Raw genomic sequence first — 23,027 nt, forward strand, 5'->3', positions numbered from 1 at the left:
GCGGCACAGCGCTTGCGCCGCGACCGTTTTCCCCAGCCTGACCTGAAGGACCCAAACCATGCGGCACGGCGGACAGATTCTCATCGACCAACTGAAGATTCATGGCGCCAGACGGGTGTTCTCCGTTCCGGGAGAGAGCTTTCTGGCAGCGCTGGACGCGCTGCATGATAGCGCCATAGAAAATATCGTTTGCCGCCACGAAGGCGGCGCGGCGATGATGGCTGAAGCGCATGGCAAGCTGACTGGACAGCCGGGCATATGCTTTGTCACTCGCGGGCCGGGTGCGACCAATGCCTCGGCCGGAGTGCATGTCGCGAAGCAGGATTCGACCCCGATGATCCTGTTCGTCGGCCAGATTGACCGTTCACACCGCGACCGGGAAGCATTTCAGGAGGTCGATTACCGCGCGATGTTCGGCACCGTGGCCAAGTGGGTGACCGAGATCGACCAGATCGAGCGGTTGCCTGAATATATCAGCCGCGCTTTTCACGTGGCGATGTCGGGGCGCCCCGGTCCGGTAGTTTTGGCGTTGCCCGAAGACATGCTTTCGGCCCGTGCCGATGTTGCCGATCTGCCCGCCGCTGCACCGATCCTGCCAGCGGTCAGCCCCGCGCAGGTCGAGGCGCTCACCGCCGCTCTGGCCCGTGCCGAACGGCCGCTTTTGATGGTTGGGGGAACGCTCTGGGATGAAAAGGCGAGCGATGATCTGGCGCAATTTGCGCAGGCCTGGAATCTACCGGTAGCGGTGCCTTTCCGCCGGCAATGCCATCTGGACAACCGCCATCCGAACTATGTCGGTGATTTGGGTATCGGCATGAACCCGAAACTGGGCGCGCGGCTTCAGCAGGCAGATTGCCTTGTCATGATCGGCGGCAGGCTGGGCGACAGCATGACCCGGGGCTATGAGTTGATGGACCCTGCCGCACCGACAAAGACGATCGTCCATGTCTATCCCGACGCATCGGAACTCGGTCGAGTCTATCGCCCGGATCTGGGTATCGTCGCGCCCACATGCGATATGATCGCCGCGCTTGCGCATACCAAGCCAGCCAATAACGGCTGGGATGGTTGGACCGCCACCGCGCGCGCCGAATACGAAGCGTGGGTTCAACCCAAGGAAACTCCCGGCAACGTAAAAATGGAGCAGGTCATCCACTGGCTGTCGGAAAACCTGCCCGACAATGCGATCCTGACCAATGGCGCTGGCAATTACGCGGCGTTTTTGCATCGCTATTTCGTTTACAAAAAACCCTTCACGCAGCTTGCGCCCACCTCTGGCAGCATGGGCTACGGCTTTCCCGCCGCCGTGTCCGCGGCCATCGAGCACCGGGATCGCCCGGTGGTCTGTCTGGCGGGCGACGGCTGTTTCCAGATGACGCTGAACGAAATGTCGACTGCCCGGCAATACAACGCGGCACCGATCGTTGTCGTGGCCAACAATGGTCAATACGGCACGATCCGTATGCATCAGGAACGGCATTATCCTGAACGCCCCTCCGGGACGGCGCTGGCAAACCCTGATTTCGCCGCGCTGGCGCGGGCCTATGGTGGTTATGGCGAAACCGTTCACAGCACTGCGGAATTTGGCGCTGCCTTTGCCCGTGCACGCGCATCTGGAACCCTTGCCGTGATCGAGTTGCGGCTTGATCCAGAGGCCTTGTCCTCTGGCGCGACGTTATCGCAGGTGCGCGCGCAGGGTTTGGCGGCACGGAACTAGGGGGAGAACCATGACAAAATCATCACTGAAGGATTGCACGGGTCTGCACGTTGTCGCCCAGACCCCGTTCCGGGCTGATGGCGCGCTGGATCTGGATAGTATCGATACGCTTTCGGCGTTCTACTATGGCCACGGCGCGCGTGGCCTGACGGTACTGGGTGTCAGCGGCGAACAGGGCAAGCTGACGCCTGACGAATGCATTGCCACGGCTGCGCGTTTCATTGCGGCTGCGAACGGTCACCGGATCATCGTCGGCGTTTCCAGCCCCAGCTTGGCACAGCTTGTCACAGTGACGCAACACGTGATGGCTGAGGGTGCAGATGCCGTGATGATCTGCCCGCCACGTGGCACGCAGACTGATGACGATCTGATGCGCTATTTCGACGAGGTCTTTGCCCGCATCGGTAACACGCCGACCGTTCTGCAGGATTTTCCCGTCCATTCCGGGGTAAAAATGTCGCCTTCGCTGATCCGCAGGCTGGTCGAGGCCTTTCCACAGATCGGCGTGATCAAGGAGGAGGATCTGCCCAGCATCACCAAGATTACCAAATTGCGTGAGGAACTGGGAACCAACGTCAGGATTCTGACGGGGAACAATGGTCTGTATCTGCCGCAGGAGTTGGCGCGCGGTGCTGATGGCCCGATGGCAGGGTTCTCGTTCCCGGAGATGCTTTCCGGCGTGGACGATTTGATGCGAAACGGCGACAGGGAGGGCGCACATGATCTCTTTGACCGTTATCTGCCGCTCTTGCGCTATGAGGCGCAGGGCGAATGGGGCATCGCGATCCGCAAGGAGGTCATGCGCCAAAGGGGGGCGATGGAATGCGCTGCGCTGCGCGCGCCCGGCCCGGTTCTGACCGCGCTGGACCGGGCAGAGATCCGGTCGATGATCGACCGCATGGGGCTGGAATTCAAATTTGACAACAGGTCGGCCGCATAGGATGAGAGCTATTTGCTATCAGCCCTGCCAGTGTGGGGCTGGGCTCCACACCCGCCCGGACAGGGGATTATTACGAACGTGACCGACCCGAACGCAATGCCGAACCAGGCAGCAGAGGCCAATAGCCACCGATCCGGGGCGTCGCAGCTTTACAGTGATCTTCGTCGCAGGATAATTGGGCTGGAATTTCCGCCGGGAACTATTCTGCTCAGGCCCGAACTGGCAGCCGAATACGGTGTGAGTCAAACACCCTTGCGTGATGCGATGCAGCGGCTGGATCAGGACGGGCTGGTGCATGTGCATCCACAATCGAAGACCGTGGTCAGCCGGATCAACATGGCCCAGATCTACGAGGCGCATTTCATGCGCACCGCATTGGAAATAGAGGTTGTGGTACAACTCGCCCGTCATCGCAGCGAAGAAACCATCGCCAATGCGCGTGCAATCGTTCGGATGCAGGAGGCCATTGCCGGAATGCCCGACCAGCTTGCACAGTTCCAGCAACTGGACGAAAATTTTCACCGGACATTGTTTGTCGGGGTTGGGCACGGGGGCCTGCATGAAGTGCTTCAGCACCGATCAGGGCATCTGGGGCGGATGCGCAAAATGCAACCGCATGATTCCTACAAAATCAGCTTCATTCTGTCGGGACACCATGAAATCCTTGACAGCATCTCCTCAGGGGATGAGAGCAAGGCAAGGATCGCCATGCGCGCGCATCTTAGCCGGACAGTTATACACGCGCCCGAATTGCGGGAACGTTACCCGGACTATTTCTGCTAGGCATAGGACTGATTGAGTTTGCCTCGATGACGTGATTCAGCCTCAGTAAGGTGACCTGATCCATGAACATTCTTCTGTGGTTTCCGCCCAGGATGCTAGTTGCCTAGCATGCTTCTTGGTAGCGATCGAGCGAGTCCGCACACGAACCACGGTTATGGTGATCTCGCTGCGTAAAGACTGTCCGGCCGCTTCCGGTAATGCGGCAGGGCAATATAGGCCACAAATGACCGCATCCGGGAATGACGCCACGCAGCATTTTAGGTCTGCAGAAGGCAGGTTCGAGCCGGAGATTCTCTGCCTGAGCGACTGTAAACCAGCAGTTCCCTTCAGCTCGGTAGCATGCTGCTCGGCCTTTAAATCGGGTTTTCAATCATCCGAAGACCATCGTCCGGAAGAGGCCTTTGCAGCTTCAGGGCCAACTCGAAGGGCGCCGACAACCAAGTTTCCCATTGCTTGGCTTCGTTCAGTATCACCGGCATCGCCTTCGGATGGATCGCGCCAACCATCGCATTGGGAGAGGTTGTCAGAAAGGCGAAGAGATCGTCTGTCGTCTCGCCATCCTTCACCTTGCGGACGGATTGCCAATCGCGCGCCTCGATGCCGGCGAAAAACATCGGCCCATCACCGGCCGCGGCGAACCACTGGTTGCCCTTTCCCGGGCCCAATGGCTCGGCAAATGATGTGACCGGAACCAAGCAGCGATGCGCGGGGCCGAGCCAGCGCCGCCAGTGCGGTGACGAGGTGTTGCGAACATTGGTCACGCCAGGGTCTCGAACGGTCTTCAAGACCGATGGGGGCGAAGGCATTCCCCAGCGAGCGCGCACCAGTTCCAAGGCCTCTCGGTTGTGGCGAATGATGGGGGCCAGCCGGTCCGGATAGATGCTGCCGGGTTCCAGATTGCCGGCTTTGTCAGTGAATTCAAAGCTACGGAACAGTTGCCGCATCGCTTCCTGTGTGGTCGAGACGTTATAGAGATTGCACAAAGCCTCATCCTCGCCAGTTTTCCTGCCAAACGGCAAAGCAGGGGAAGAATAGCCGGGATACCGCGTACCGTCAGCCAGTTCGAGTTCCGGGAAGGCAGCACAGAAGCCCTCCGCATCGGCAGCGTTACGGAAATATAGCGCAATGCATTCGCGTCCTGCAGTCGTGCCACCGCTATGCCATGCGTAACTGTCTCGGCCAATGACTCGATCCAGCCAGAGATACATTGCATCAGATAACCGGCCAAAGCCGTTAGGCGGGACATATAGGCGCAGGCGCAAGGGAAAGGCGCGGTCATCGGTCTTGGCTTGGGGTGAGCTGCGGCGGGTCATTGAAAGAACATTTAGAGAACACCAATGATTCGCAACCCAGATAAATCGAGACATCGCCAGCCGAAACCGTGGCATCTTCCGCATATTGTGCTCGTGGAGCTGTTTTTCCCCGCGTATGTAACTCTCCAAGTTCATCGTTCACGAGCGCATTCTTGTTTTCCGTTCTTCATATTCCGGCCCTTTTCCGCGGTGCTGCGGCCAACGTCTGTGATCCGGCTCGATCTGCTGCCAAATTGCGCATTGCCATTGACTGGCGCCTTTGTCTGGCTGTCTCACTCGCCGCGTCGCTGTTTACCCTCGCGCCTAACCTGTCATGCGCCATGGGAGACACCCCGCGTCTCGCTGGACATGCCGTCGTCGTAGACGGCGACACGGTGAAACTCGGATCGGAGACAATACGGATCCATGGCATCGACGCTCCCGAGCACAGCCAGTCCTGTGCCCGCGCGGGGGGTGGCACCTGGGCTTGCGGCAAGGTCGCCACCGGATTCATGGCAAAGCTGGTCAAGGGCCGCCAGATCACCTGCCGTCCGGTCGAGCGCGATCGCTACGATCGGCTTGTGGCCAAATGCTTCGCGGGCAAGCAGGATATTGGCCGAGAAATGGTGCGAAGCGGCCATGCTTGGGCCTTCATCCGCTATTCGGATGATTATGTCGACATCGAGGCCTTCGCGAAGAGAGAACGCCTTGGGATCTGGAAGGCGGAGTCCGAACCAGCCTGGGCGTTCCGCGCCAAGGATTGGGAACGTGCCACGCCGGTCGCACCGCGGGAGAATTGTCCGATCAAGGGCAATATTTCGACCAAGGGCGAGAAGATCTACCACCCGCCCTCGTCTCCGGCATATGCCAAGACCCGGATTAATCTCGCGAAAGGCGAGCGCTGGTTCTGCAACGAGCAGGAAGCCATTGCGGCGGGATGGCGGGCCGCGCGCTGGAAGTGATCGCTCTGGGCGGGATGACCTGGGGTGGATGACCCCTGCTAGTTCTGTCGGCTCGCCGGCACAGCCTTTCTTTGATATCGCCTTGTCAGATTTCGCCTGCGATGGTGTGGCCATCGGCCCCGGCGTTTTGTGGCAAGGTTGCGTTCAGTCATGTCTATATGATCGAAGGTTCCGCAGACGCACATGGCCATGGTAGTACCGCATCATATTGAAAAATATGAGTTTGGTGATTATACTTGACAATGTAGTGCGTCGGAGTACCAAATTCATGTATTACAATGCTTTAGACAGCCGTGTGATCCGTGATCGGGTTGATCTCGTCGCGACATTCGAAGAGTGGCAACGGGTCCGAAATCTATCACAGGACGAATTCAGCGGAAACATGTCTTATGAGTTCCGGGCGGGCCGCGAGTATTTGTACCGCAGAACGACAAAAAACGGGATCAGGTCGACCCGAAGCCTCGGCCCTCGATCTGATAAAACAGACGCCATTCTTGCGCATTATCTGCGACAGAAACAGGAGGCCGAGGAACGGCTCGCGAGTTTGGCCGGCAAGATCAACCAACTGGCTGCAGTGATGCGGGCGCTCAACCACCAGCGTGTCCCGAGCATCGCGGCCAGGCTGATCCGCAAGCTGGATGAAAGCCCGGCGGCGGCCCGATTTCGGGTGGTGGGTACGCATGCGCTTTATGCCTATGAAGCTGCGGCAGCGGTGATATTCAACGGGGAGATGGTCGCCACCGGAGATCTGGATGTCCTGATCGACGACCGCGCGCCTCTGCGCATCGCGATTGACGGCGAAGCGCGAGGCCTGGAGGCCATCGCCAGATCCGTCGATCCGTCCTTCCAGCAGCGTCAGAGGGGAGATTTTCGGCTGACCAACAAGGACGGGTTCATGGTCGAGTTTATCCGTCCCGAGGCGCGACCGGCGCACCGAGTCATGCCTGGCCAGAACAGCGGCATCGAAGGAGATGCCGTTCCGGCCCCGATTGTTGGCCTTGAATGGCTGGTGTCTGCGCCGGCCTTCACGGGCATCGCCATCGACGACCGTGGCTTTCCGGTCAGAATGACCGCGCCAGCGCCGGCCATATGGGCGGCGCATAAGCTTTGGATCTCCCAAAGAGCAGACCGTGATCCCGGCAAGGCCGCGCGCGATAAGATTCAGGCTGAAGCGGTCCTCAACCTGATCGAGGATCGGCTGCCACAGGAAAGGTTGGACCCCGTAAGGCACAGCGCCCTGCCAAAGTTCGTGGCGGATCTGGTGACAGCTGGGCCTGCAAAACCCGATCAGAAAAAGCTCACGCCAGATTGGGAATGACGCATCGGGCGTCTCGCAGGACAAGCAGCACATTGACAATGATTTCGTGATGACGCGGGGCCGGCAAATTGACACGGGCCGGCTCAAATTCCCAACTTGCGCAGCAGTTTCTGCTCGATCTCCTGCATGGTCTTGAGGGCGCGCTGATCCTGCGGCTTCAATGCTTGCAACATCTCCTCAGCACTCAATGTCGGCCTCTCCTCGATTATGTCCTGCAGCGGGCTTTGGATGGTGGGGCTTGATGCGCCGTCATCTGGTTTCGGCGATGAAGATTTCACCTTCGCGGCCGATGCTGCGCTGCTTTCGCTTTGCGCATCTGGAATCGTGGTTTCACCCCAGGAGGGAGGCTCTGGCTGGCTCATCGACGGATAGGAGATGAGGCCGCGCTCCTCGATCCGCCGTGTCAGGTCTTCGACGGTTTCGCGCAAACGCCGCAGGTTTTCACCGTCGCGCGAAGGATAGGGCAGGGGTCCTTTCTGCGCCGCCATCAGATGTTTAAAATAGGGATCCTTATAATAGACGATGCGCTCAGCTATGATCGGATGTTGGCGCTCGGGGATCAGGATGACCTTGTCGCGATCAAGCTTTTTCAGCTCATCCGGAGACATTAGCGGGCGTTCTTCATTGCGCCGCGAGATCGAGCGGCGCAGCAGGCCTGATCCATCACGCGAAAGGCTGTCACTGATCGCGAGCTTGGTGGTCTTGCCGAGGCCCTCCGAGACCTCCTCGGCGGTCTTCTTCTCGTTCGGGGCGAGATAGAGCTTGATGCCGGCGGCGGATTCGATGCCGAGGCGCTCGTTCTCGGAATAAGGCGTCGATTCCAGCCCCGGGATCGATTGGGTGATGATCGAGACCCGACCGCCATGACCGGCCAGCTGCTTCAGCGACTGCACAATGATCGGCATTGGCCCGAGCTGGTCGAATTCATCAAGCATGATCTTCACCGGCCATGGCTCCTGAGCAGGGTCGGGCATGCTGGCGCGCAATGTGGCGATGAGCTCACCGAAAAACAGCCGGATCAGCGGAGCCAGCGTTTTGATGGCATCGGCATTGACCACGAGATAGACGGCCATGGGCTGGCGACGCAGATCGGCGAAAGAAAAGTCATTGCCGCTTGTGGCGCGATCGACGGCGGGGTTGTTCCACAGCGAAAGCCCGGCCCCACTCAGGACCGAGGCGTGGGAACTCAGCGTACGGTCGGAATAGCCCGCGAATTTGCGAAAGGTCTGGGCGGCGGAGGGATGCTTCACTTCCTCGGCATGGGCAGCATAGGCGCTCGAGGTTGCGCCCTGGCCGAAGAGGATACGGCTGATCTCGCCGATGGTCGGGCGACCGCGCTCGATGGCGAGCAGACCGGCGGCAATGAAGAGATCACGCCCTTCGGTCAGAAAATCGCCAGCACTACCCTTGTCGGAAACGGTGAGGAAGTAATCCGCGATCTTGGCGAGCTCGGTATAGCATTCATCGGAATGACGGATCCGGGCGACGCGCTCGAGCGGGTTATAGCGATGCGAAGGATGGTTAAAATCGAAGGGCGAGAAATAGTAGATCGCATCGCCCTGAGTCTGGCGATGGCGCGAGGTCGCCTCGAAAAGCTCGCCTTTGACGTCAAGGACCACCATGGATCCGGGAAACAGCAAGAGGTTCGGGATGGCATAGCCAACGCCCTTGCCCGCTCGGGTCGGGGCGACGACGAGGCAATGCGGGAATTTGTCGTAATCCGCGGCAAGCAGCGCCTTGCTGGTCTTGGGCTTGCCAAGCTTTCCGAAGACGAGGCCGCGCCCGATGGGTTGCAATAGCCCATTGCGGCGGATCTCGGCTTTGCTCTGAAAATGCGCCTGGCCATATTCGGTCAGCTTCTGGCCGAAGGAGAGGAGGAGTGCAAAACCCGTGAGCAGCACGGCCCCGATCAATCCGAGGCGATAGCCCGAGGCCCAAGGCTCGTGCCACATTTCTGCCCGGCCCGGGAATTGCCGAATGAGCAGGAACATATCGCCATTCAGCGCATTGCCGCCGGTTTTGAGTTGCACCCAGATCCCGCCAGCCATCAATCCGAGAAGCAATCCCAGACCGGCAGCGACCGGTAGGACGATGAGCAATCTGGGCATGCTCATCTTTCGCGATCTCCGGATCTGTCCCGTTCATCCCGACGGCCAGCATCCTGTTCAAGCTGTTTGTACCGCTGCCCGGCATAGCCCTCGAAGCTGACGCGATAATCTTGCGGCACCATGCGGTCCCATATCTGCGAGACCTGAAGGGCGGTTGGGTGAGATCGGGTGGCAAGTTGCGCGGCGCCTTGGGTCAGCGCGGCGATCTCAGCGCGGCCTGAACGGCGGGCTTCGGGATCATCGGCATAGGCGTAATGCCAATCCGCCCGCGACATTCGTTTCTCAAAGCCCTCGACGGTCAGTTTTTCCGAAGCATCCGCGGCGCGGGGACCGGGAGCCTGCGAGGTCTCATCGATCACAGGACTGGGGCGAGTATCGCTCAATATGGCGCGAGGCATTTCGGGGATAGGGCTGGGTGCACCGGCATTTTTTCTAAGACCCTTATTCGAAACCTCGTGCTCGGTCTGATGGGGCGACACCAGACGGACGGGCTTCGTCCCGTCGGTATCCTCCATCATCCGACGGCTTTCAGCCGCGGCGGCGCTGCGGGCAATGAGCTCGGTCCGGAGCGATGCTGCCGATGTGGGTGCCAGATAGGCGCGTAACCGCTGAAGCAGGGAAGGGTGATCCTCGGACATGAAATTCCACCTCAAGCTGAAACGGAGACAGGGTGAAGCAAGGCCGGGATTACGAGACCAGCTGGCACCCGCTCAATAGCCGAGCCAGGCAAAGAGCTCGGCGGTCAGAGTGAACCTCTCTCCGAGATCCTGGCGCACTTCATCAGGATCATGGCCATGGGCACGGATCAGACGCTCGGCATCAGATTCCGTGAGCTCCGGATAGTCGGCGGCGAAATCCCAACTGGTCATGTCGCCGCTCCCGGATCCTCATCGAGCCCCGGAAACCAGAGCTCGAGAATGCCACGGCGATGGCCAATGCGCCCGGCCTGGATCACCAGATCGATCGAACCGCACAGATAGCGCAACACCTCGGCAAAACTCAGACGGGTACCCGTTTCCAGGACGAGGAAGGCCAGCTTGTCGAAGGCCTTGCGGGCGGTTTCGGCATGAAGCGTGGTGAAGGAGCCGCCATGGCCGGAATTGATCGCGCCGAGATAGGTGACGGCCTCGCGGCCGCGCAATTCGCCGAGGATGATCCGGTCCGGCCGCAAGCGCAGCGTTGCCTGCAGGAGCTTTTCGGCCGAGCGCGGCGAGGTCTCATCGCGGCTGGCGACAAGGTTCACATGATTGGGCTGCCCTGGCATCAGCTCGGGCGCGTCCTCGATCAGGACCAGACGTTCCTCCGCCGGGATCATCCATTGCAGCCGACGCGCAAGCTCGGTTTTTCCGGTCGAGGTGCCGCCTGAGACGAGTATATTGAGTTTTTCGGCGATGGCGGCTCGCAGAAACGCATCGGGATCCCCGTCGGGCTGGATCAGCGCGCGAATGGACCGGATCGTTTCGCGTCGCGCCGCCTCGGAGGAGGTGTCCGGGGTGCGCAGGAAGGCAAACTGCTTTGGCTTATCCGTTTCGCCGCGCGCCCGAAACACGCGAAAGGCCAGCACCGCACCTTGAACTGAGGCCGGCGGCAGCACGGCCTGAGCCCGCAGAGTGACGCCCCGAAACCCTACCGTGGCCGAGACCATCGGCGATTGCTCTGTCAGAGGCTGGCGCACCTCATTGGCGATCTGGCTGGCGAGATCGCTGACCGCGCGTGGGGTCAGGGTGAGATCCGTGACCGCGGACATATGGGCGTCACCGCCGCGCTCGATCCAGACCCGGCCATCGGCATTGATCGAAATCTCGATGGCACCCGGATCCTCGATCGACGCCGCGAGCGGCTGCAGATAATGCTCGAGAAAGCCAACCGCCATCAAAAGAGCTCCAGATCATTGTTGACCCGCACGATCACCACCTGGCCCTGATCTAGGGTGATGGTCGGCGGGCGGTTGAGATAGCCCGCCATGGTGCCGCCCAAGACATTGGATGCACCTTGCCCAAGGCCGGAATAGAGCTCGGCGAGGGCTTCGCTGTCGTCATCCTCCTCGCCATCGCTGGCAGCGGCCTCGAGAATTCCGGGCAGGGCGCCGATCACCGAGACCATGGTGGCGGCACCAAAACGGCTGAGCGTATGGTTCCTGACTTTGCCGCTTAGTCCGGAACGCCCGACCCGGTCGCTGCCATAGCCTTCGAGGTGCACGGTCAGGCCATCGGCGCGGATTAGCCGGTCCCAGGCGATCATCACCCGGCGCTGACCTTGGGTAATTTCATTGGAGTACCGACCGTAGAGTTTGGCGCCGCGCGGGATCAGCACCTGGCTCATATCCATCGACCAGACATCCTGGCTGACATTGGCCACGACATTGCCGGGCAAGCTGGTATCCACCGAGTTCTCGAGCGTGGCCTCGATCATCGTGCCCTGCACCACGGTTTGGCCGGGATGGGCGATGCGTTCGGCTTTGGTGATCTCGGCGCGTCCCGCACCCGCGCGCAGGAAGTCGGGCGCTCCGGCAGAGTCCGATGCAGCGCTTCCCGGCTCGATGTCGGCGGCCGGATCCGCGCCATTGGCCGCGGCATTTTCGCCAGCGCGGAAAGCGACCATTGGCGAATTGATCTGGCGCTGGCGCTGCTCTGCTGCTTCCTGACGGCGGCGTTCGAGATCGGCGAGACGCTGCGCTTCCGCTTCGGCCGCCGCCTGATCGGGCAGGCCGAATTGCGCGGTGTTCAGCAATTCTTCCTCAAGACGGCGGCGTTCGGCCTCGGCGTCATTGAGAGCCTGTTCCTGTTCGGCCGCCTTGGCTTTCTCGGCCTCCACCTCGGCCTGCAGCTTTTCCACTGCTGCCTTGTTCTCGCGCTCGAGACTGGCGAGACGCGCGCGCAATTCCTCAAGCGCCGGGTCCGGTGCCATGGCCGGCGCGGGTTTGGTCGGCTCGGCAGCGGGTTGCGAAACCTCTGGCTGCGATTTCGTCATCGTGAAGCCGGCGAGACCGGGATCCTGCTGGAACTCGGTGACGCTGGAGGTCGGCAGGCTTTCGACTTCGGCCTTACCGTCTGCACGCGGCATCATGGCCCATGCGCCCATCGCCGTGCCAATGACGAGAGTTGCCGCCGGTATAAAATAGGCCCGGAGATTGCGTTTTGTGCGGGGTGGCGATTTCAACCGGGCGAGCCGGGCCGCAACCTTGTCATCCTGATCCTCGACCATGGCTCAGTCCTCCTGGCCGGTGACGCAGATATAATCGTCGCCATAGCGCAGCACCCAGCGCTCCGAGCGCGCCGCGACGGTGATGATCTCGCCCTTGGTGTGGCTGTTGACGGAATATTCCCGACCCTTGGCATCGACGCGAAACAGCGAGGGCATCGCTGCGCCGGGCGGGATCTGGAAATAGGTCTTCTGGCCATCATCCGAGACACCGACCGGGGCGAAATCCGCGCCAGAGGAACCCTGAGAGACCGCGTAGCGCATCTTGCGTGGCGGCGCGGTGGGCAGAGGACGGACGTTCGGGGCGGCGCGGTTGCTGCGGCTATTGCCCGGGGTGTTGAATTTCACCGACCAGTTCGGCGTCGCACGGCTTTCCGAGACCTGCAAGAAATAGAAGCGGCGATTGGTTTCAACGGTGACATTGGTCGAGGCGCCCTCGATCACCGGCTTGATGGTGAAGACATTGGCGCCTTCGAGCTTATCGATCTGGAAGCTTTCGAGATCGCCCGCCGCGACCGAGCGGATCTCCTCGCCCTGGCCGAGCTCGATCAGGGTGATGTTCCGGATCCGGGTCGAAACATGGTAGACCTGCCCGTCGACGAAATTGGCATAGGTGACGCGGGCATCGCGCGACCCAGCCTTCGGTCGGACCTCCGCTGCCGCGGTGAAGGGCAGGGCAGTCAGAAACACAAGTGCCGCCGCGCTGAGTGAAAACCTAGTCATCCTTCTGGGCCTCCAGAGAATCCGAGCTGACGCGATAGCCGGTCACGACAAAGCCGAACGGGTTCTGCCAGACCAGTTCGAGCGCGCTTTCCTGCGTCGGCTGGAAACGGTAGCTGACCGTGGCGGTGAAGTTTCCCAGCCGGTCAGGCTGGTTCGGCCGGGTCAGAGTTTTGACGAAGCGCACCTGGGCAGTGGTGTCATTGACCTGGTTGATCGAAAGCACCTCGAGCTTCACCCGTCCCGTATCGCCGTAAAGTGTCGGCGGATAGTTCGGATTCTTGCCATCCCAGAGCGCCTGCAGTGAGGCCTGCGCCTCGCCGCTTGATTGTCGCCAGGCGCGGAGCATCCGCGCCTCATTGTCATTCGGATCATAGGTCTCGCGGGCGAGCACATAGCCATAGAGCAGGCTTTGGCTCACCGCATCGGCATGTTCCATGGTCGCCCGTTCGACCTCGACGGCGCGACTGGCGATGCCGGTGTCGCGATCGACGATGGTGAGATAGGCTTGGGTCTGTTTTAGCGGCAGCAGGGCGAGGGTGGTGGCAAGGCCGAGCATGCCGCAAGCCATGCCGCCAGCGGCGACGAGCCAGGCCAGTTTTTCCCGGCGGGTCGGCTCGATGAAGAGCTGTCTGGCGAGCAGCTTTCTCTCTTCAGACAAGGCGTCTGTCATAGATCTCTCCCGAGATGGAGGGTGGCTGGACCCGCGCGCCTAGTTCCGGCGCATGAGGTCGAGGGCCGCGAGTTTCTGGCGCAGCGCCATGCCGGCCTCGCGGGCCGAGCGCTGATGCGGGGTGGATTTGGAATCAGTGAGGCCTGAGGGCAGGCTGGTCAGCCCGGCGAGATATTGCTTTGGATGGGCAAGGCCATGCGCGCCGAAGGCATTGGCCCCGACCTGGCTTGGACGCTGCAGCGAGGATCCGGCGAGGCGCATGGCTTCGGGGGCGATCGAGGCGAGATTCATCTGGCCGGTAATGTGATTGGCCGCTTCCGGGATTTTCATCAGGGCGAAGATGCCGACAAAGACCACAACCATGAAGCCGACGAGGCTGCCGAGCGTGTCGATCTCGGCCTGCTCGCGATATTGCGCCGTGGCCATCGCCACGACCGCGGATATCACTGCCGAGGCCGCAATCGGATACATCAGGTAGGAGACGAAGGAGGAAAGCCAGGCCTCGAAGAGCGGCTTGGTGCGATTGAAGATGGTAAAGATCATCGCCAGCGGCGCAACGCCGAGCAGAAAAGCTATCATGATCTTCGCGAAACCGACCACCAGGACATAGACCGCCATCAATATGGCGAGGATGACAAAGAAGAGGGCCCCGAGCACGCCGCGGGTGATCGAGCCCATGCTTTTCATCACCCCGTCGGCTGTTTCGCCCATATTCGCGGCGAACTCGTCCATGGCCGCGTTGATGCCAGCGTCATTGGCCCCTGCCAGATCAAAGAATCCCAATGCCAGATTGCCACTGGCCGAGGTCAAGGCATCGTAGAACGTCCCAAAATTCGCCCAGGAGAAAGCGAACATGTAGACGAGGACGATCCGCGTCGCGATCTGCAAGCTATCCTTGGCACTCATGCGGTAGATGCCGAGCGCCATATTCATGCCGATGATCAGCAAGAGCAGGGTCAAGAGCACAGTCCAGAGTGGGCCGACGGCGGTTGCGGTGCTCTCGAAGAATCGCTCGCCGGTAGACTTCACGCTGGCGTCGAGGGTTTCGATGATGGTGGTGACGAGTCCCATCAGAAGGTTCCACCACACATGGCCTCGACCTGATCGCGCAACTGTCTCGCGTTTGCGGCAAAGTCATTGCCAATGGCGATCCGGTTCCAGTCCTTGCCCTTGGTCGCCTCGATGTTTTGGATGGCCTCTTCCACGAGCCCAACCGGCGCGGCCTTTCCTGAGCAGGTGCAATCTCGCGTGTCGAGGACATGCTGCTGACGGACATAGGCATAGATCATGCGTCGGGCGGCCGCTTCGACAGTTGACGCCTGAAACGCCTCCGTCTCAAAGCCTTCCGCCTTTTCACAACTGCTATATGGTACGTTCTCGGTCAGTGCCATTGGAGCATCCTGTGTCCCCGATTGCGGTGACAGGCGCAGAAAATCCTGATCGCCTGCCTCCGCCTGATCGCTGGATCCGAAATCCTGCGTCGCCTCATCCACCAAGTGATCCAGCGCGGCGAAGGGGTTTTCGGCGGTCGGCTCCTTTTGCTGCGCCGGATCTTGTCCCTGCGCCCGCCACACAGGAAGGGCGATGACGGCAGTCAGGGTCAAAGCGAGGACTGCGCCCCCGATCACGATGCGACGGGTCATGCTCATTCCTCCAGTTTGATGCTCAGGTATTTTTCTTCATCGGCGGCGGTGGCGGCATCCATGATGCCGGCCTCACCCATGCCCACGGTCTGTACCGCCTGCATGGCCCAGGCATTGGCCAGCGCGATGCCGAGCTCGGCAGCAACGCGGGTATTGAGATCGATGGCCTGTTTGAGATTTTCCGTGCCCTCGATCTTGCCAACCAGCCCGTCGATCCGGGTCAGGCTGTCGCGTGCGCCTTGCGACGAGGACTCCGCCGCCACCGACATGAAGGCATTCACATTGGCCGCAGTGCCGATCCGTGCCGCCGGCGCATCCTCGCTCTTGGCCAGTTGATCGACTCGCGCGCGTTCGAGCCCTGCCGAGGCGAAGGCCTTGTCGACATGGGAAGAAGTGCCGCCACTCAGCGTGCCGCCCTCCGCGAGGACAGAGGCCCAATCGCCGGATTTCGCGGCATCGAGCGAGGCGGTCAGGTCGCTGAAGCCAGGCATGATCTCCTTGAGGAAGTTCTCCTTGTCAAAGCCGAGATCGGCCAGCGTGAGACCGTCTTTCAGCGCCGCGATCTGGCTGTGCAGGAGCTGGATCTGTTCGATCAGCTTCAAAGTCTGGGCATCGAGCTTCACATTCTGCGCGACCTGTTCCTTCAACTGCAGCTTGGCCTCGGAGATCATCTCCTGCAGCCGGGCAATGCTGGTGACATCGATCGTCGGCACGCCTTGGGCGGTGATCGCGACCGGGATGAGGACGAGTGCTGACGCGGCCATTACGCGCTGCATTACTTTGCCAAAACTCATCGTTCCAACCTCACTTGCAGATAGGTCTCGTCCTCGGCGTAAGCCTGCAGCAGCAGGGCATAGCGCGCCGCCTCCACCTTGCGCTGGGTCGCCTGCAGCCGGGTCAGGATCGCGGCCATGCGGGTCGCTTCGGCGCGGGCATAGGTGTTGAGATCTATTGCCTCCTTCACCGAAGCGGTGGCACCGATCCGGGTGGTGATGGCCCGGAGCCGGGTCGCTGCGGCCTGCATACTGGTCATTGAATGGCTCGCGTAATGCAGCCCGGCATCGGCGACATTCGAGCTCTCGGCGACGACCATGTCCTTGGGATCGAGCGTGCCGAGATCATCGGCGCCACTGATCCGACCAGCATAGAGCTGATAATGCGCCCGGATGCGGCGGACGTAGTTCTGCGTTTCGGCATAAGGCGGGATGCCGCTATATTTCTGGACGGCACCGGGACCGGCATTATAGGCGGCGAGCGCCAGTTCCATTGAGCCGAACTTGCTCAATTGCTGCAGCAGATAGCGCGCGCCGCCATCGAGTTGCAGACGCGGATCGTCGTAATAGGCCGGATAGATGCCAAGGCCCTGCGCTGTGCCCGGGATGATCTGGGTGAGGCCGAAAGCCGCTTTCGGGCTTTTCGCGCCAATGCTGAAATTCGATTCCTGCTTCACCAAACCCTGAAACCAGCAGCGAAACTCCACCGCATTGATCCCGGCCTTGGCCAGCGCCGGATGGTTTCCATAGCGCATCGCGGTCTCGGCAATCATGCCCTCGATGGTGGCGGGCGCGTCGCCAAAGAGCCTATTGGCAAAGGGATTGTCATCCTCGATGGCATAGACCGCGTCGGCACCAAAGCTCAAGCCGCCCATGTCACCGCCCCCTTCCAGATCCGGAATGAAGGCGCTTGTGCCGGTCAGGAGGCGCAGGGTTTCATCCAGCGCTGCAAGCTGGGCATCCTGCTCCTTGAGGATCGCGGTGCGACGGGTGTTTTCCTGGGCCTCGGCGGCGCGCTGCGCCAGATCCTGCTGTTTTTGCATGAGCCATTCTGCGATCTGCTTGAGATCCACCGCCGGCACACCGGCGGCATGGGCAATGGGCGTGAAAGGCAGGGCGGTGAGGGAGAGGGCGAAGACCATGGATCTAAACCTCCGGCACATCGCGGAACTCGCAATCATCACTGGCTTGTTCGAGCAGCGACATGCCGGACCAGCAATTACTCTTGCGGATCGGTGTCTCGGCGGCGCAGCCGGCAAGGCCGAACAGAATTGCCCCAAGCAGAAATGCTCTAACCATGATCCATCCTCCAGAAAAACGGCCGGGTCTCGAACCCCTCGCCAAAGGCGCGCAAGGCCGATTTGCCGCCGCTCAAGGCGGTCAAGAGCGGGCCCAGCGGCGAAAGATCGACATCCAAAAGCGTCGAACCGGTCGGGCCATGCCACAGCGCGCGGCGTGGTCCATATTGGCCCTCAAGCACGAAGCCGAGTTGGTTCTCGGTCAGGTTGAGCCCGGCATATTGGCTCTCGAGCGCCTGACCGTTCGGGAAGATCAGCCGATGCGGCAGGCCCTCGAGAATGGTCTTGGCCTTACTCGCCTCGATCTGGCTCGGAAACTGCGTCATCAGCACCATGGTCACCGCAAGCTTGCGCATGGTGACGGCCCATTTCGGCATGCGGGCCGCAAAGAAGGCGTCATCGAGCGCGGCATGGGCCTCGTCGATGATCAGGAGTGTCGGTACACGGTCTTCGAACATCAGCTCGAGACGGCGGAAAATATAGCTCAGGATCGCGGTGCGCTCGGTGGCATGCTCGAGGATCTCGGACATATCGAGCCCGACAACATTGCTGCGGCGGAAATCGACGACCGGCTGATCTGCTGCCCCGAAGACCCAGTTGTAGCGCCCCTCTGGTCCCCATTCCGCCACCCGCATGGCGAGCTCACGCCCGTCCTGGACATCGCCGACCAGACTCTCGAAATGAGCAAAGCTGCGCAAAGCCTCGGGCGCGGCAGAAATCCGGCGAATGGCGGATTTGAGCGCCGCCGATTGGATCGGCGACAGCGTGCCGCGACGCTCGATCAAAGCCGAAAGCCAATCCATCAGCCAGGCCTCGCCACGGGATCCGGTCTCGGTCAGCAGCGGATTAAGCCCGGTCGGCTGTCCGGCGCGGATCCGAGCGTAGGTTCCGCCTAAAGCTGCGACCAGGCTTTTGAGCCCCTCATCCTTGTCGAAGATGATGATCCGCGGTCGCACCCGCAGCGCTTGGGCGGCAAGGAAGGCGACCGTGGTGGTCTTGCCGGAATCTGAGGGCCCGAGCACCAGAGTATGGCCCAGCGGTGGCTCGGATTCCGGTCGGCCCGGCCCCTGGAAGCTGAACCGATGCGGCGCGCCGGAGGCACTCTGGAACACGGTGATCGGCGTGCGCCAATGCAGCGCCTCGGCGGGGCTACCGGCATCGCTCATATGCAGCGAGGCCATATCGGCAAAGGTCGTGGTGGCGACCGCCATGCCCCAGCATTGGTAATCCATATTGCCGGGATGGCTGGCAAAGAAACTGGCCTCGAGACTATGGGTGCAGCGGGTGAGCTTCACCCGGGCGCGTTCGGCCATGCCCTTGATCTTCGAGATGCGCTGATCGAGCTCTTCGCGGCTCTCTGCGAAGACGGTGATGGTGAGCTGATGCAGCCCCACGCTCTTGCCACCGCTTTCGACCTCATCGGCGGTCTCGATCAATTGCTGCTGGATCGTGGTCGCGAGATCATCGGCGGCCCGCATCTGCTCGACGCGGAGCCGTACCCGACCGGCGATTTTTTCCGCCGCGATCGGGGTGAAGCTGTGGCAGATCACGGTACCCAAGGACGCGTCGAGCGCATCGAGCATGCCGGGCCAGGTCTCCTGACTATAGCGTTTCACCGCGAGGACCGCGGCATGACGCGGCGGGCCAATGCCTTCGTCGAACAGGATCTCGTCCGGGTAGAAGGTTGCGGCCGAGGGCACGGCATCCTCGGCAATCAGGCTCATCTCACCGCGCCAGGCTGGGGCGAGAAGCCCGGTGCTGATCGCGGTGTAAAAACCGATCAGGCTGCCATCGCTGATCTTCAGCCGCCGGGTGGTGACATGCGGCAGGCCACTTTCCAGCACCTCGACCAATTCGCGCAGATCATGCAGCCGTGCCTCGGTATCGGATTCGAGAAGCTTCGCTGCCGCCTTTCCGAAGAGCGGCACCCGCAGCGGCGCGGGCAGCGAGGAGACCACGGTCAGGACGACGACAAAATCATGCAGGTCCTGCGCTTCGAGATGTTTGCGCCAGGCGCGGTCGAGATCGCTTGCGAAACTCTCGCCATGAATAGGGGTGAGCCCGAGATCGGCGCGGCGATGCAAGCGGTGGATATAGAAGCTGAAACGTTCATCGAGCCCGTCGATCATTCCGGCCAGAGCGCGGCGCAGATCGTGAATGTCCTGCGTTGCGGCGGTCATGCCATCGAGTCCGCCAATTTCGAGCGAGATCATCAACCCGTTCTGACGCGTGCGGACAACCTCGTCATCGAGTTCGATGAGATAGGGCAGGTGGGTGAAGAAGCCGGGATCCTTCGGCAGGAGGGCCTGCGCCGCTGGATTGCGGCCAATCGAGGCAAAGCTAGACATAGCGCCGGCCTTTCCTGCGGCTGCGGTTCAGCGCGGGCGGGGTCTTTTGCAGGATGACGCGCAATACCTGGGTGCCATTCGGATTGGCGGCAGCGGCGATGCGGGCCAATCCGTACCAGACCGGCCCGAGGGCGAGGAAGGTCAGCGACAAGATCAGGTGCTGCGATGTCCACATGAAGGGCAGCACGGTGACTGACGCCACCGCAAGCATATAGGGCATCGGCAGGCCCCAGAGCTTCGCCTGCCGCGTCAGCCCGAGAATGACCGGGGTGCGTTCCATGGCTCAGAGAAAACTGTTGAGATTGGTGACCAGCGTCGAGGCCGGCATGGCGATGACGGCGCCGATGACGACGTAGAGCAGCCAGGCCCAAGGCGCGCGATTGAGCGCCGCCATGATCCCGACGATGACGAAGGCGGTTGAGAAGAACCAGGTCACCGGATTGCCCATGATCCAGGTCGTCCAACTGTTGCCCAAGGTATTGGCCTTGGAGAAATCGATGCCCTGATTGGCCTGGGCCATCACTTGCGAAGCAAGGCCGATAAGCGGCAGCGACAGGGCAAGCGGGATCGCCCGGCGAAAGCGCCGGAAAGCTAGCTTCGGGAACATGGGGTGGATCCTTCTACTGGGTCTTGATGAGGAGGTCTTGTTCGGAAAGCACCCGGATCACGTAATCGCGGGTCTCGGGATAAGGCGGCACGCCGCCGTATTTTTGCACCGCCTTGGGACCGGCATTATAGGCGGCCAGCGCCAGCATCGGGCTGCGGAAAGCCTGGAGTTGCGCGAGCAAATAACGCGCCCCGCCATCGAGGTTCTGCATCGGATCTGCGGCATCGACCCCGAGCTGTGATGCGGTGCCGGGCATCAGTTGCGTCAGGCCGAGTGCGCCTTTCGGGCTGCGGACCTTGGGGTTGAAGCGGGATTCCTGCCAGATCATCGCCCGAAACAGCGCATGCCATTCCTGCGGCGACAACTCGGCCGCGCGCAGGGCAGGGTGATGCTGGTAACGCGCGGCGACCCGATCAATCCCGGGCATGATGGCAGCGGAGGCGCGGGAATGCGGGGAAGACGTGGTTTCGCGCAAGGCGGCCCGGATCAGATCCTCTTCGGCATTGGCTGCAACATCTGCACGCGTCACCGCTTTCGGCAGAAGGCGTTTTCCGGAAGCGTCATAGCGCAAGACCGAGGAGGTCGTGGCGCTCTCGGCAGCCAATGCCCCCGCGCCGAAGCGGATGACATCGGCCTGTGCCGGCAGGGCACCGCCCAGCAGCATCAAAGGCAGCAGGGCGGCGAAGCCGGGAGAGCGCCTACTCGGCCTTGCTGTCGATAATGACGGATTGGCCAGGAACCATGGGCGCGGCCGGAATGGTGTAGCCAAGCTCCTTGCACATGGTGAAGACGGTGCTGAGCGTGCGGATTTCCCGGAAGGCGAGATCGGTTTTGGACGCGGCAGAGGTTGCACCGGGCTGACGTGCCCGCCTTGTACGCTGGGTGATAAGGGCCGCCCAACGTTTGCGCTCTTTGGGCTCGATCGCCAGCACATACCAGACGCCGTGGTAATGCGGGCTGCGCAGTTCCGGCTCCTCATGGCAATAGATGCAGAGCAACCAACCTTGCTCCAGAAGTTCCTTGAGTCCGTCGACCGTGACCACATTCGGGGGCTCTTTTCTCAGATCAATCACCGGCCCGCGTCTCCATAGCATGGCCACGCAGCACCTTCCGAATGCCAGCGTGTCAAATTTGCAAACCTCGGTCAACATGCAAATTTGACACGTGCCGAGCTTTTCTCTCTGAGAGCTTTGTAGACGCTGGGCAGATGTCTTCCAAGGCCGAAGCAAGCTCCGGCCCGGATTGGTTTCGGGGGTAAATTTATGACTTCCTTTGCGAAGTCATGCTGCCGCCTCGCCCGGATTGAACGAGCGACGGAAGGCCGTCTTCTTTAGGAAGGGCGTGGAATATCCGGCGCATCCGGGCGCTTCTCCATCGAGCCGATGAACATGCGCACACCGTCCTCGGTAACCGCCCAGATCCCGAAATCGCGCAATTCGAGCGTCACCGGCTGACTTCCATCATCAAGCATCAAGGACAGCGTTTGTACCATGCCGGCATCGAGCTTGGCCGAGGCGCGGAGGGGGTTTTCGCTCAGGGCGACAGTCGGGCCGCACATCTTCATGAAAATTTCCTGCTCAGATTCGTGTTTCGGCAGAACATAGCCGATTGAGCGCAAGAGGCTACCTACCTGTCTTTTTAGACAGGCTAATTGGCTATATCTTGCCAGTCGAAAAACAAGAAAAGACGAGGTGCCACGATGCTCGAGACCGTCATTCCGGATCATGATGCACTCATCTCCGGGCTTGAAGATCTTGCACCTTCCGGCTTTTTCCTCGGTCTCGGTTTCAAGCTCGGCAGACCGGTGACCACTATCAATCGATTCCCCGAAGCCTGGGTCTCACGTTGGGAACAGGATATCTTCGTCAGCCGTGACCCGATTGCGCTGTGGATCGTCGGGCAGCCCAGGGAAAGTGCTGCGAGATGGTCCGAGATCGCAGCCAATATTCCCGATGATTTTGGCATCTTCGAAGCGGCGCGCAAATACGGACTGCGCTACGGTGCGGCCTTTGTCACAATCACCGGGCGGCGGCGCTCCTGCCTCTCGGTTGCCCGTCCGGATTGCGAATATAGTGATGCCGAGTTGAGCCTGCTTGCCGGCAAGCTCGATCTTCTCGCCCATCTCTATGCACAGAACATGGTCACCTTGAGCGAGAAGGAGATCGAGGGCCTGCGCCAGATCCGGTTGGGGCTTTCTCACGCTGAAGCGGCCGAAAGCTTGAGCATCAGCGTCTCGGCCCTGAAACTGCGGCTCTCCAGCGCACAGAAGAAGCTCGGTTGCCGCAATGTCACCGCCGCCGTGGTGCGCGCGGTCGAGGAAGACCTGATCTAGCTGATTAGCCAGTCCAATTAGCCAGTTTCGCTGTTGGGGCTTTATTTTAGGACCGACAGGCGCAAGAAGTTCCTGACACGAGTGAAGGGGACTGTGCCATGGCAACCACCAACCAAGACCAGCGCCGCATTGCCGAGCCCGTGCAGGCACTTGGCGGTCCGGAGAGCCAGGTCTGGCTCTATTCCTGGAATACCGGCGAACTCTCGGTTCTGGAACTTCCCGAAGGCATGAGCTTCGATCCGGGCGCCGATTTGCCGGTTGTCGCGCCGGTGGCGCTTACCTTGGGTTGATCTCGCCAAATCACCTCTGTAC

General features: G+C 61.1%; 26 protein-coding genes. 7 read left to right on the plus strand and 19 right to left on the minus strand.

Translation table 11 applies throughout. From position 1 onward, the window contains the following. Window positions 1–58 precede the first annotated feature (58 nt). From GL286_RS17035 to GL286_RS17045, 3 genes are all read left to right on the plus strand, one after another. The gene (locus tag GL286_RS17035; protein WP_155096782.1) at window positions 59–1,717 is read left to right on the plus strand and encodes a thiamine pyrophosphate-binding protein; all 1,659 of its coding nucleotides are present in this window, start codon (window positions 59–61) and stop codon (window positions 1,715–1,717) included. A 10-nt stretch (window positions 1,718–1,727) separates the two neighbouring features. Continuing rightward, window positions 1,728–2,657, plus strand: coding sequence for a dihydrodipicolinate synthase family protein (locus GL286_RS17040; protein ID WP_155096783.1), 930 nt, complete (start codon window positions 1,728–1,730; stop codon window positions 2,655–2,657). 78 nt (window positions 2,658–2,735) lie between these two features. Beyond that, on the plus strand, window positions 2,736–3,440 hold the full coding sequence (locus GL286_RS17045) for an FCD domain-containing protein (protein ID WP_155096784.1): 705 nt from the start codon (window positions 2,736–2,738) through the stop codon (window positions 3,438–3,440). A gap of 353 nt (window positions 3,441–3,793) precedes the next feature. Here GL286_RS17045 and GL286_RS22610 read toward each other — a convergent pair whose 3' ends face one another. Further along, window positions 3,794–4,837 (minus strand): SOS response-associated peptidase, encoded by a 1,044-nt coding sequence (locus tag GL286_RS22610; protein WP_246185001.1) that lies wholly within the window; start codon window positions 4,835–4,837, stop codon window positions 3,794–3,796. A 290-nt stretch (window positions 4,838–5,127) separates the two neighbouring features. Between GL286_RS22610 and GL286_RS17055 the strand changes: the two genes are divergently transcribed. Together GL286_RS17055 and GL286_RS17060 are read left to right on the plus strand one after the other, a co-directional pair. Then, window positions 5,128–5,694: a thermonuclease family protein gene (locus GL286_RS17055; protein WP_170295260.1), complete on the plus strand. Its 567-nt coding sequence runs from the start codon at window positions 5,128–5,130 to the stop codon at window positions 5,692–5,694. Window positions 5,695–5,962: 268 nt separating this feature from the next. Continuing rightward, on the plus strand, window positions 5,963–7,012 hold the full coding sequence (locus tag GL286_RS17060; protein ID WP_170295261.1) for a GSU2403 family nucleotidyltransferase fold protein: 1,050 nt from the start codon (window positions 5,963–5,965) through the stop codon (window positions 7,010–7,012). 83 nt (window positions 7,013–7,095) lie between these two features. On the opposite strand, the gene GL286_RS17065 is transcribed toward GL286_RS17060, so the two are convergent. From GL286_RS17065 to GL286_RS17145, 18 genes are all read right to left on the minus strand, one after another. Next, the gene (locus GL286_RS17065) at window positions 7,096–8,913 is read right to left on the minus strand and encodes a type IV secretory system conjugative DNA transfer family protein (RefSeq protein ID WP_170295262.1); all 1,818 of its coding nucleotides are present in this window, start codon (window positions 8,911–8,913) and stop codon (window positions 7,096–7,098) included. A 209-nt stretch (window positions 8,914–9,122) separates the two neighbouring features. Then, window positions 9,123–9,758, minus strand: a complete 636-nt coding sequence (locus GL286_RS17070) for a hypothetical protein (protein WP_155096788.1) — start codon at window positions 9,756–9,758, stop codon at window positions 9,123–9,125. A 72-nt stretch (window positions 9,759–9,830) separates the two neighbouring features. Next, entirely contained in the window at window positions 9,831–9,989 is a 159-nt protein-coding gene (locus tag GL286_RS17075) for a hypothetical protein (RefSeq protein ID WP_155096789.1), read from the minus strand. Continuing rightward, entirely contained in the window at window positions 9,986–10,993 is a 1,008-nt protein-coding gene (locus GL286_RS17080) for an ATPase, T2SS/T4P/T4SS family (RefSeq protein WP_155096790.1), read from the minus strand. Before GL286_RS17080 ends, GL286_RS17075 begins: the two co-directional genes overlap by 4 nt. After that, a complete protein-coding gene (locus GL286_RS17085) occupies window positions 10,993–12,324 on the minus strand; it encodes a TraB/TrbI/VirB10 family type IV secretion system protein (protein WP_155096791.1) in 1,332 nt (443 codons plus the stop codon). The genes GL286_RS17080 and GL286_RS17085 overlap by 1 nt, the downstream gene beginning before the upstream one ends. A 3-nt stretch (window positions 12,325–12,327) precedes the next feature. Continuing rightward, window positions 12,328–13,044, minus strand: a complete 717-nt coding sequence (locus tag GL286_RS17090) for a TrbG/VirB9 family P-type conjugative transfer protein (RefSeq protein WP_155096792.1) — start codon at window positions 13,042–13,044, stop codon at window positions 12,328–12,330. Further along, window positions 13,037–13,714, minus strand: coding sequence for a VirB8 family type IV secretion system protein (locus GL286_RS17095; protein ID WP_155096793.1), 678 nt, complete (start codon window positions 13,712–13,714; stop codon window positions 13,037–13,039). Before GL286_RS17095 ends, GL286_RS17090 begins: the two co-directional genes overlap by 8 nt. Before the next feature lie 39 nt (window positions 13,715–13,753). Further along, window positions 13,754–14,785, minus strand: coding sequence for a TrbL/VirB6 family protein (locus GL286_RS17100; protein ID WP_155096794.1), 1,032 nt, complete (start codon window positions 14,783–14,785; stop codon window positions 13,754–13,756). Then, a complete protein-coding gene (locus GL286_RS17105) occupies window positions 14,785–15,357 on the minus strand; it encodes a hypothetical protein (protein ID WP_155096795.1) in 573 nt (190 codons plus the stop codon). The genes GL286_RS17100 and GL286_RS17105 overlap by 1 nt, the downstream gene beginning before the upstream one ends. 2 nt (window positions 15,358–15,359) lie before the next feature. Then, window positions 15,360–16,151, minus strand: a complete 792-nt coding sequence (locus GL286_RS17110; protein ID WP_155096796.1) for a type IV secretion system protein — start codon at window positions 16,149–16,151, stop codon at window positions 15,360–15,362. Then, on the minus strand, window positions 16,148–17,272 hold the full coding sequence (locus GL286_RS17115) for a lytic transglycosylase domain-containing protein (RefSeq protein WP_170295263.1): 1,125 nt from the start codon (window positions 17,270–17,272) through the stop codon (window positions 16,148–16,150). Before GL286_RS17115 ends, GL286_RS17110 begins: the two co-directional genes overlap by 4 nt. Window positions 17,273–17,276: 4 nt before the next feature. Beyond that, the gene (locus tag GL286_RS22215; protein ID WP_170295264.1) at window positions 17,277–17,429 is read right to left on the minus strand and encodes a hypothetical protein; all 153 of its coding nucleotides are present in this window, start codon (window positions 17,427–17,429) and stop codon (window positions 17,277–17,279) included. After that, on the minus strand, window positions 17,422–19,776 hold the full coding sequence (locus tag GL286_RS17120; RefSeq protein WP_155096798.1) for a VirB4 family type IV secretion system protein: 2,355 nt from the start codon (window positions 19,774–19,776) through the stop codon (window positions 17,422–17,424). The genes GL286_RS22215 and GL286_RS17120 overlap by 8 nt, the downstream gene beginning before the upstream one ends. Further along, complete coding sequence (locus tag GL286_RS17125; protein ID WP_155096799.1) at window positions 19,769–20,056, minus strand: VirB3 family type IV secretion system protein; 288 nt, start codon at window positions 20,054–20,056, stop codon at window positions 19,769–19,771. Before GL286_RS17125 ends, GL286_RS17120 begins: the two co-directional genes overlap by 8 nt. A 3-nt stretch (window positions 20,057–20,059) precedes the next feature. Beyond that, on the minus strand, window positions 20,060–20,383 hold the full coding sequence (locus tag GL286_RS17130) for a TrbC/VirB2 family protein (protein ID WP_155096800.1): 324 nt from the start codon (window positions 20,381–20,383) through the stop codon (window positions 20,060–20,062). 13 nt (window positions 20,384–20,396) lie between these two features. Then, window positions 20,397–21,047: a lytic transglycosylase domain-containing protein gene (locus GL286_RS22615; protein ID WP_246185002.1), complete on the minus strand. Its 651-nt coding sequence runs from the start codon at window positions 21,045–21,047 to the stop codon at window positions 20,397–20,399. Window positions 21,048–21,081: 34 nt separating this feature from the next. Next, complete coding sequence (locus tag GL286_RS17140) at window positions 21,082–21,456, minus strand: hypothetical protein (RefSeq protein WP_155096801.1); 375 nt, start codon at window positions 21,454–21,456, stop codon at window positions 21,082–21,084. A gap of 257 nt (window positions 21,457–21,713) precedes the next feature. Beyond that, window positions 21,714–22,109 carry a hypothetical protein gene (locus GL286_RS17145; protein ID WP_155096802.1) on the minus strand — a complete coding sequence of 132 codons (396 nt, stop codon included), beginning with the start codon at window positions 22,107–22,109 and terminating at the stop codon, window positions 21,714–21,716. On the opposite strand from GL286_RS17145, the gene GL286_RS17150 reads away from it, so the two are divergent. Beyond that, the gene (locus tag GL286_RS17150; protein ID WP_155096803.1) at window positions 22,083–22,715 is read left to right on the plus strand and encodes a helix-turn-helix transcriptional regulator; all 633 of its coding nucleotides are present in this window, start codon (window positions 22,083–22,085) and stop codon (window positions 22,713–22,715) included. The two genes, GL286_RS17145 and GL286_RS17150, sit on opposite strands and share 27 nt — an antisense overlap. 98 nt (window positions 22,716–22,813) lie before the next feature. Further along, the gene (locus GL286_RS17155; protein ID WP_155096804.1) at window positions 22,814–23,005 is read left to right on the plus strand and encodes a hypothetical protein; all 192 of its coding nucleotides are present in this window, start codon (window positions 22,814–22,816) and stop codon (window positions 23,003–23,005) included. Window positions 23,006–23,027 lie beyond the last annotated feature (22 nt).

It is taken from the genome of Paracoccus aestuariivivens, assembly GCF_009711225.1.
In the GTDB taxonomy this organism is placed as follows: Bacteria; Pseudomonadota; Alphaproteobacteria; order Rhodobacterales; family Rhodobacteraceae; genus Paracoccus; species Paracoccus aestuariivivens.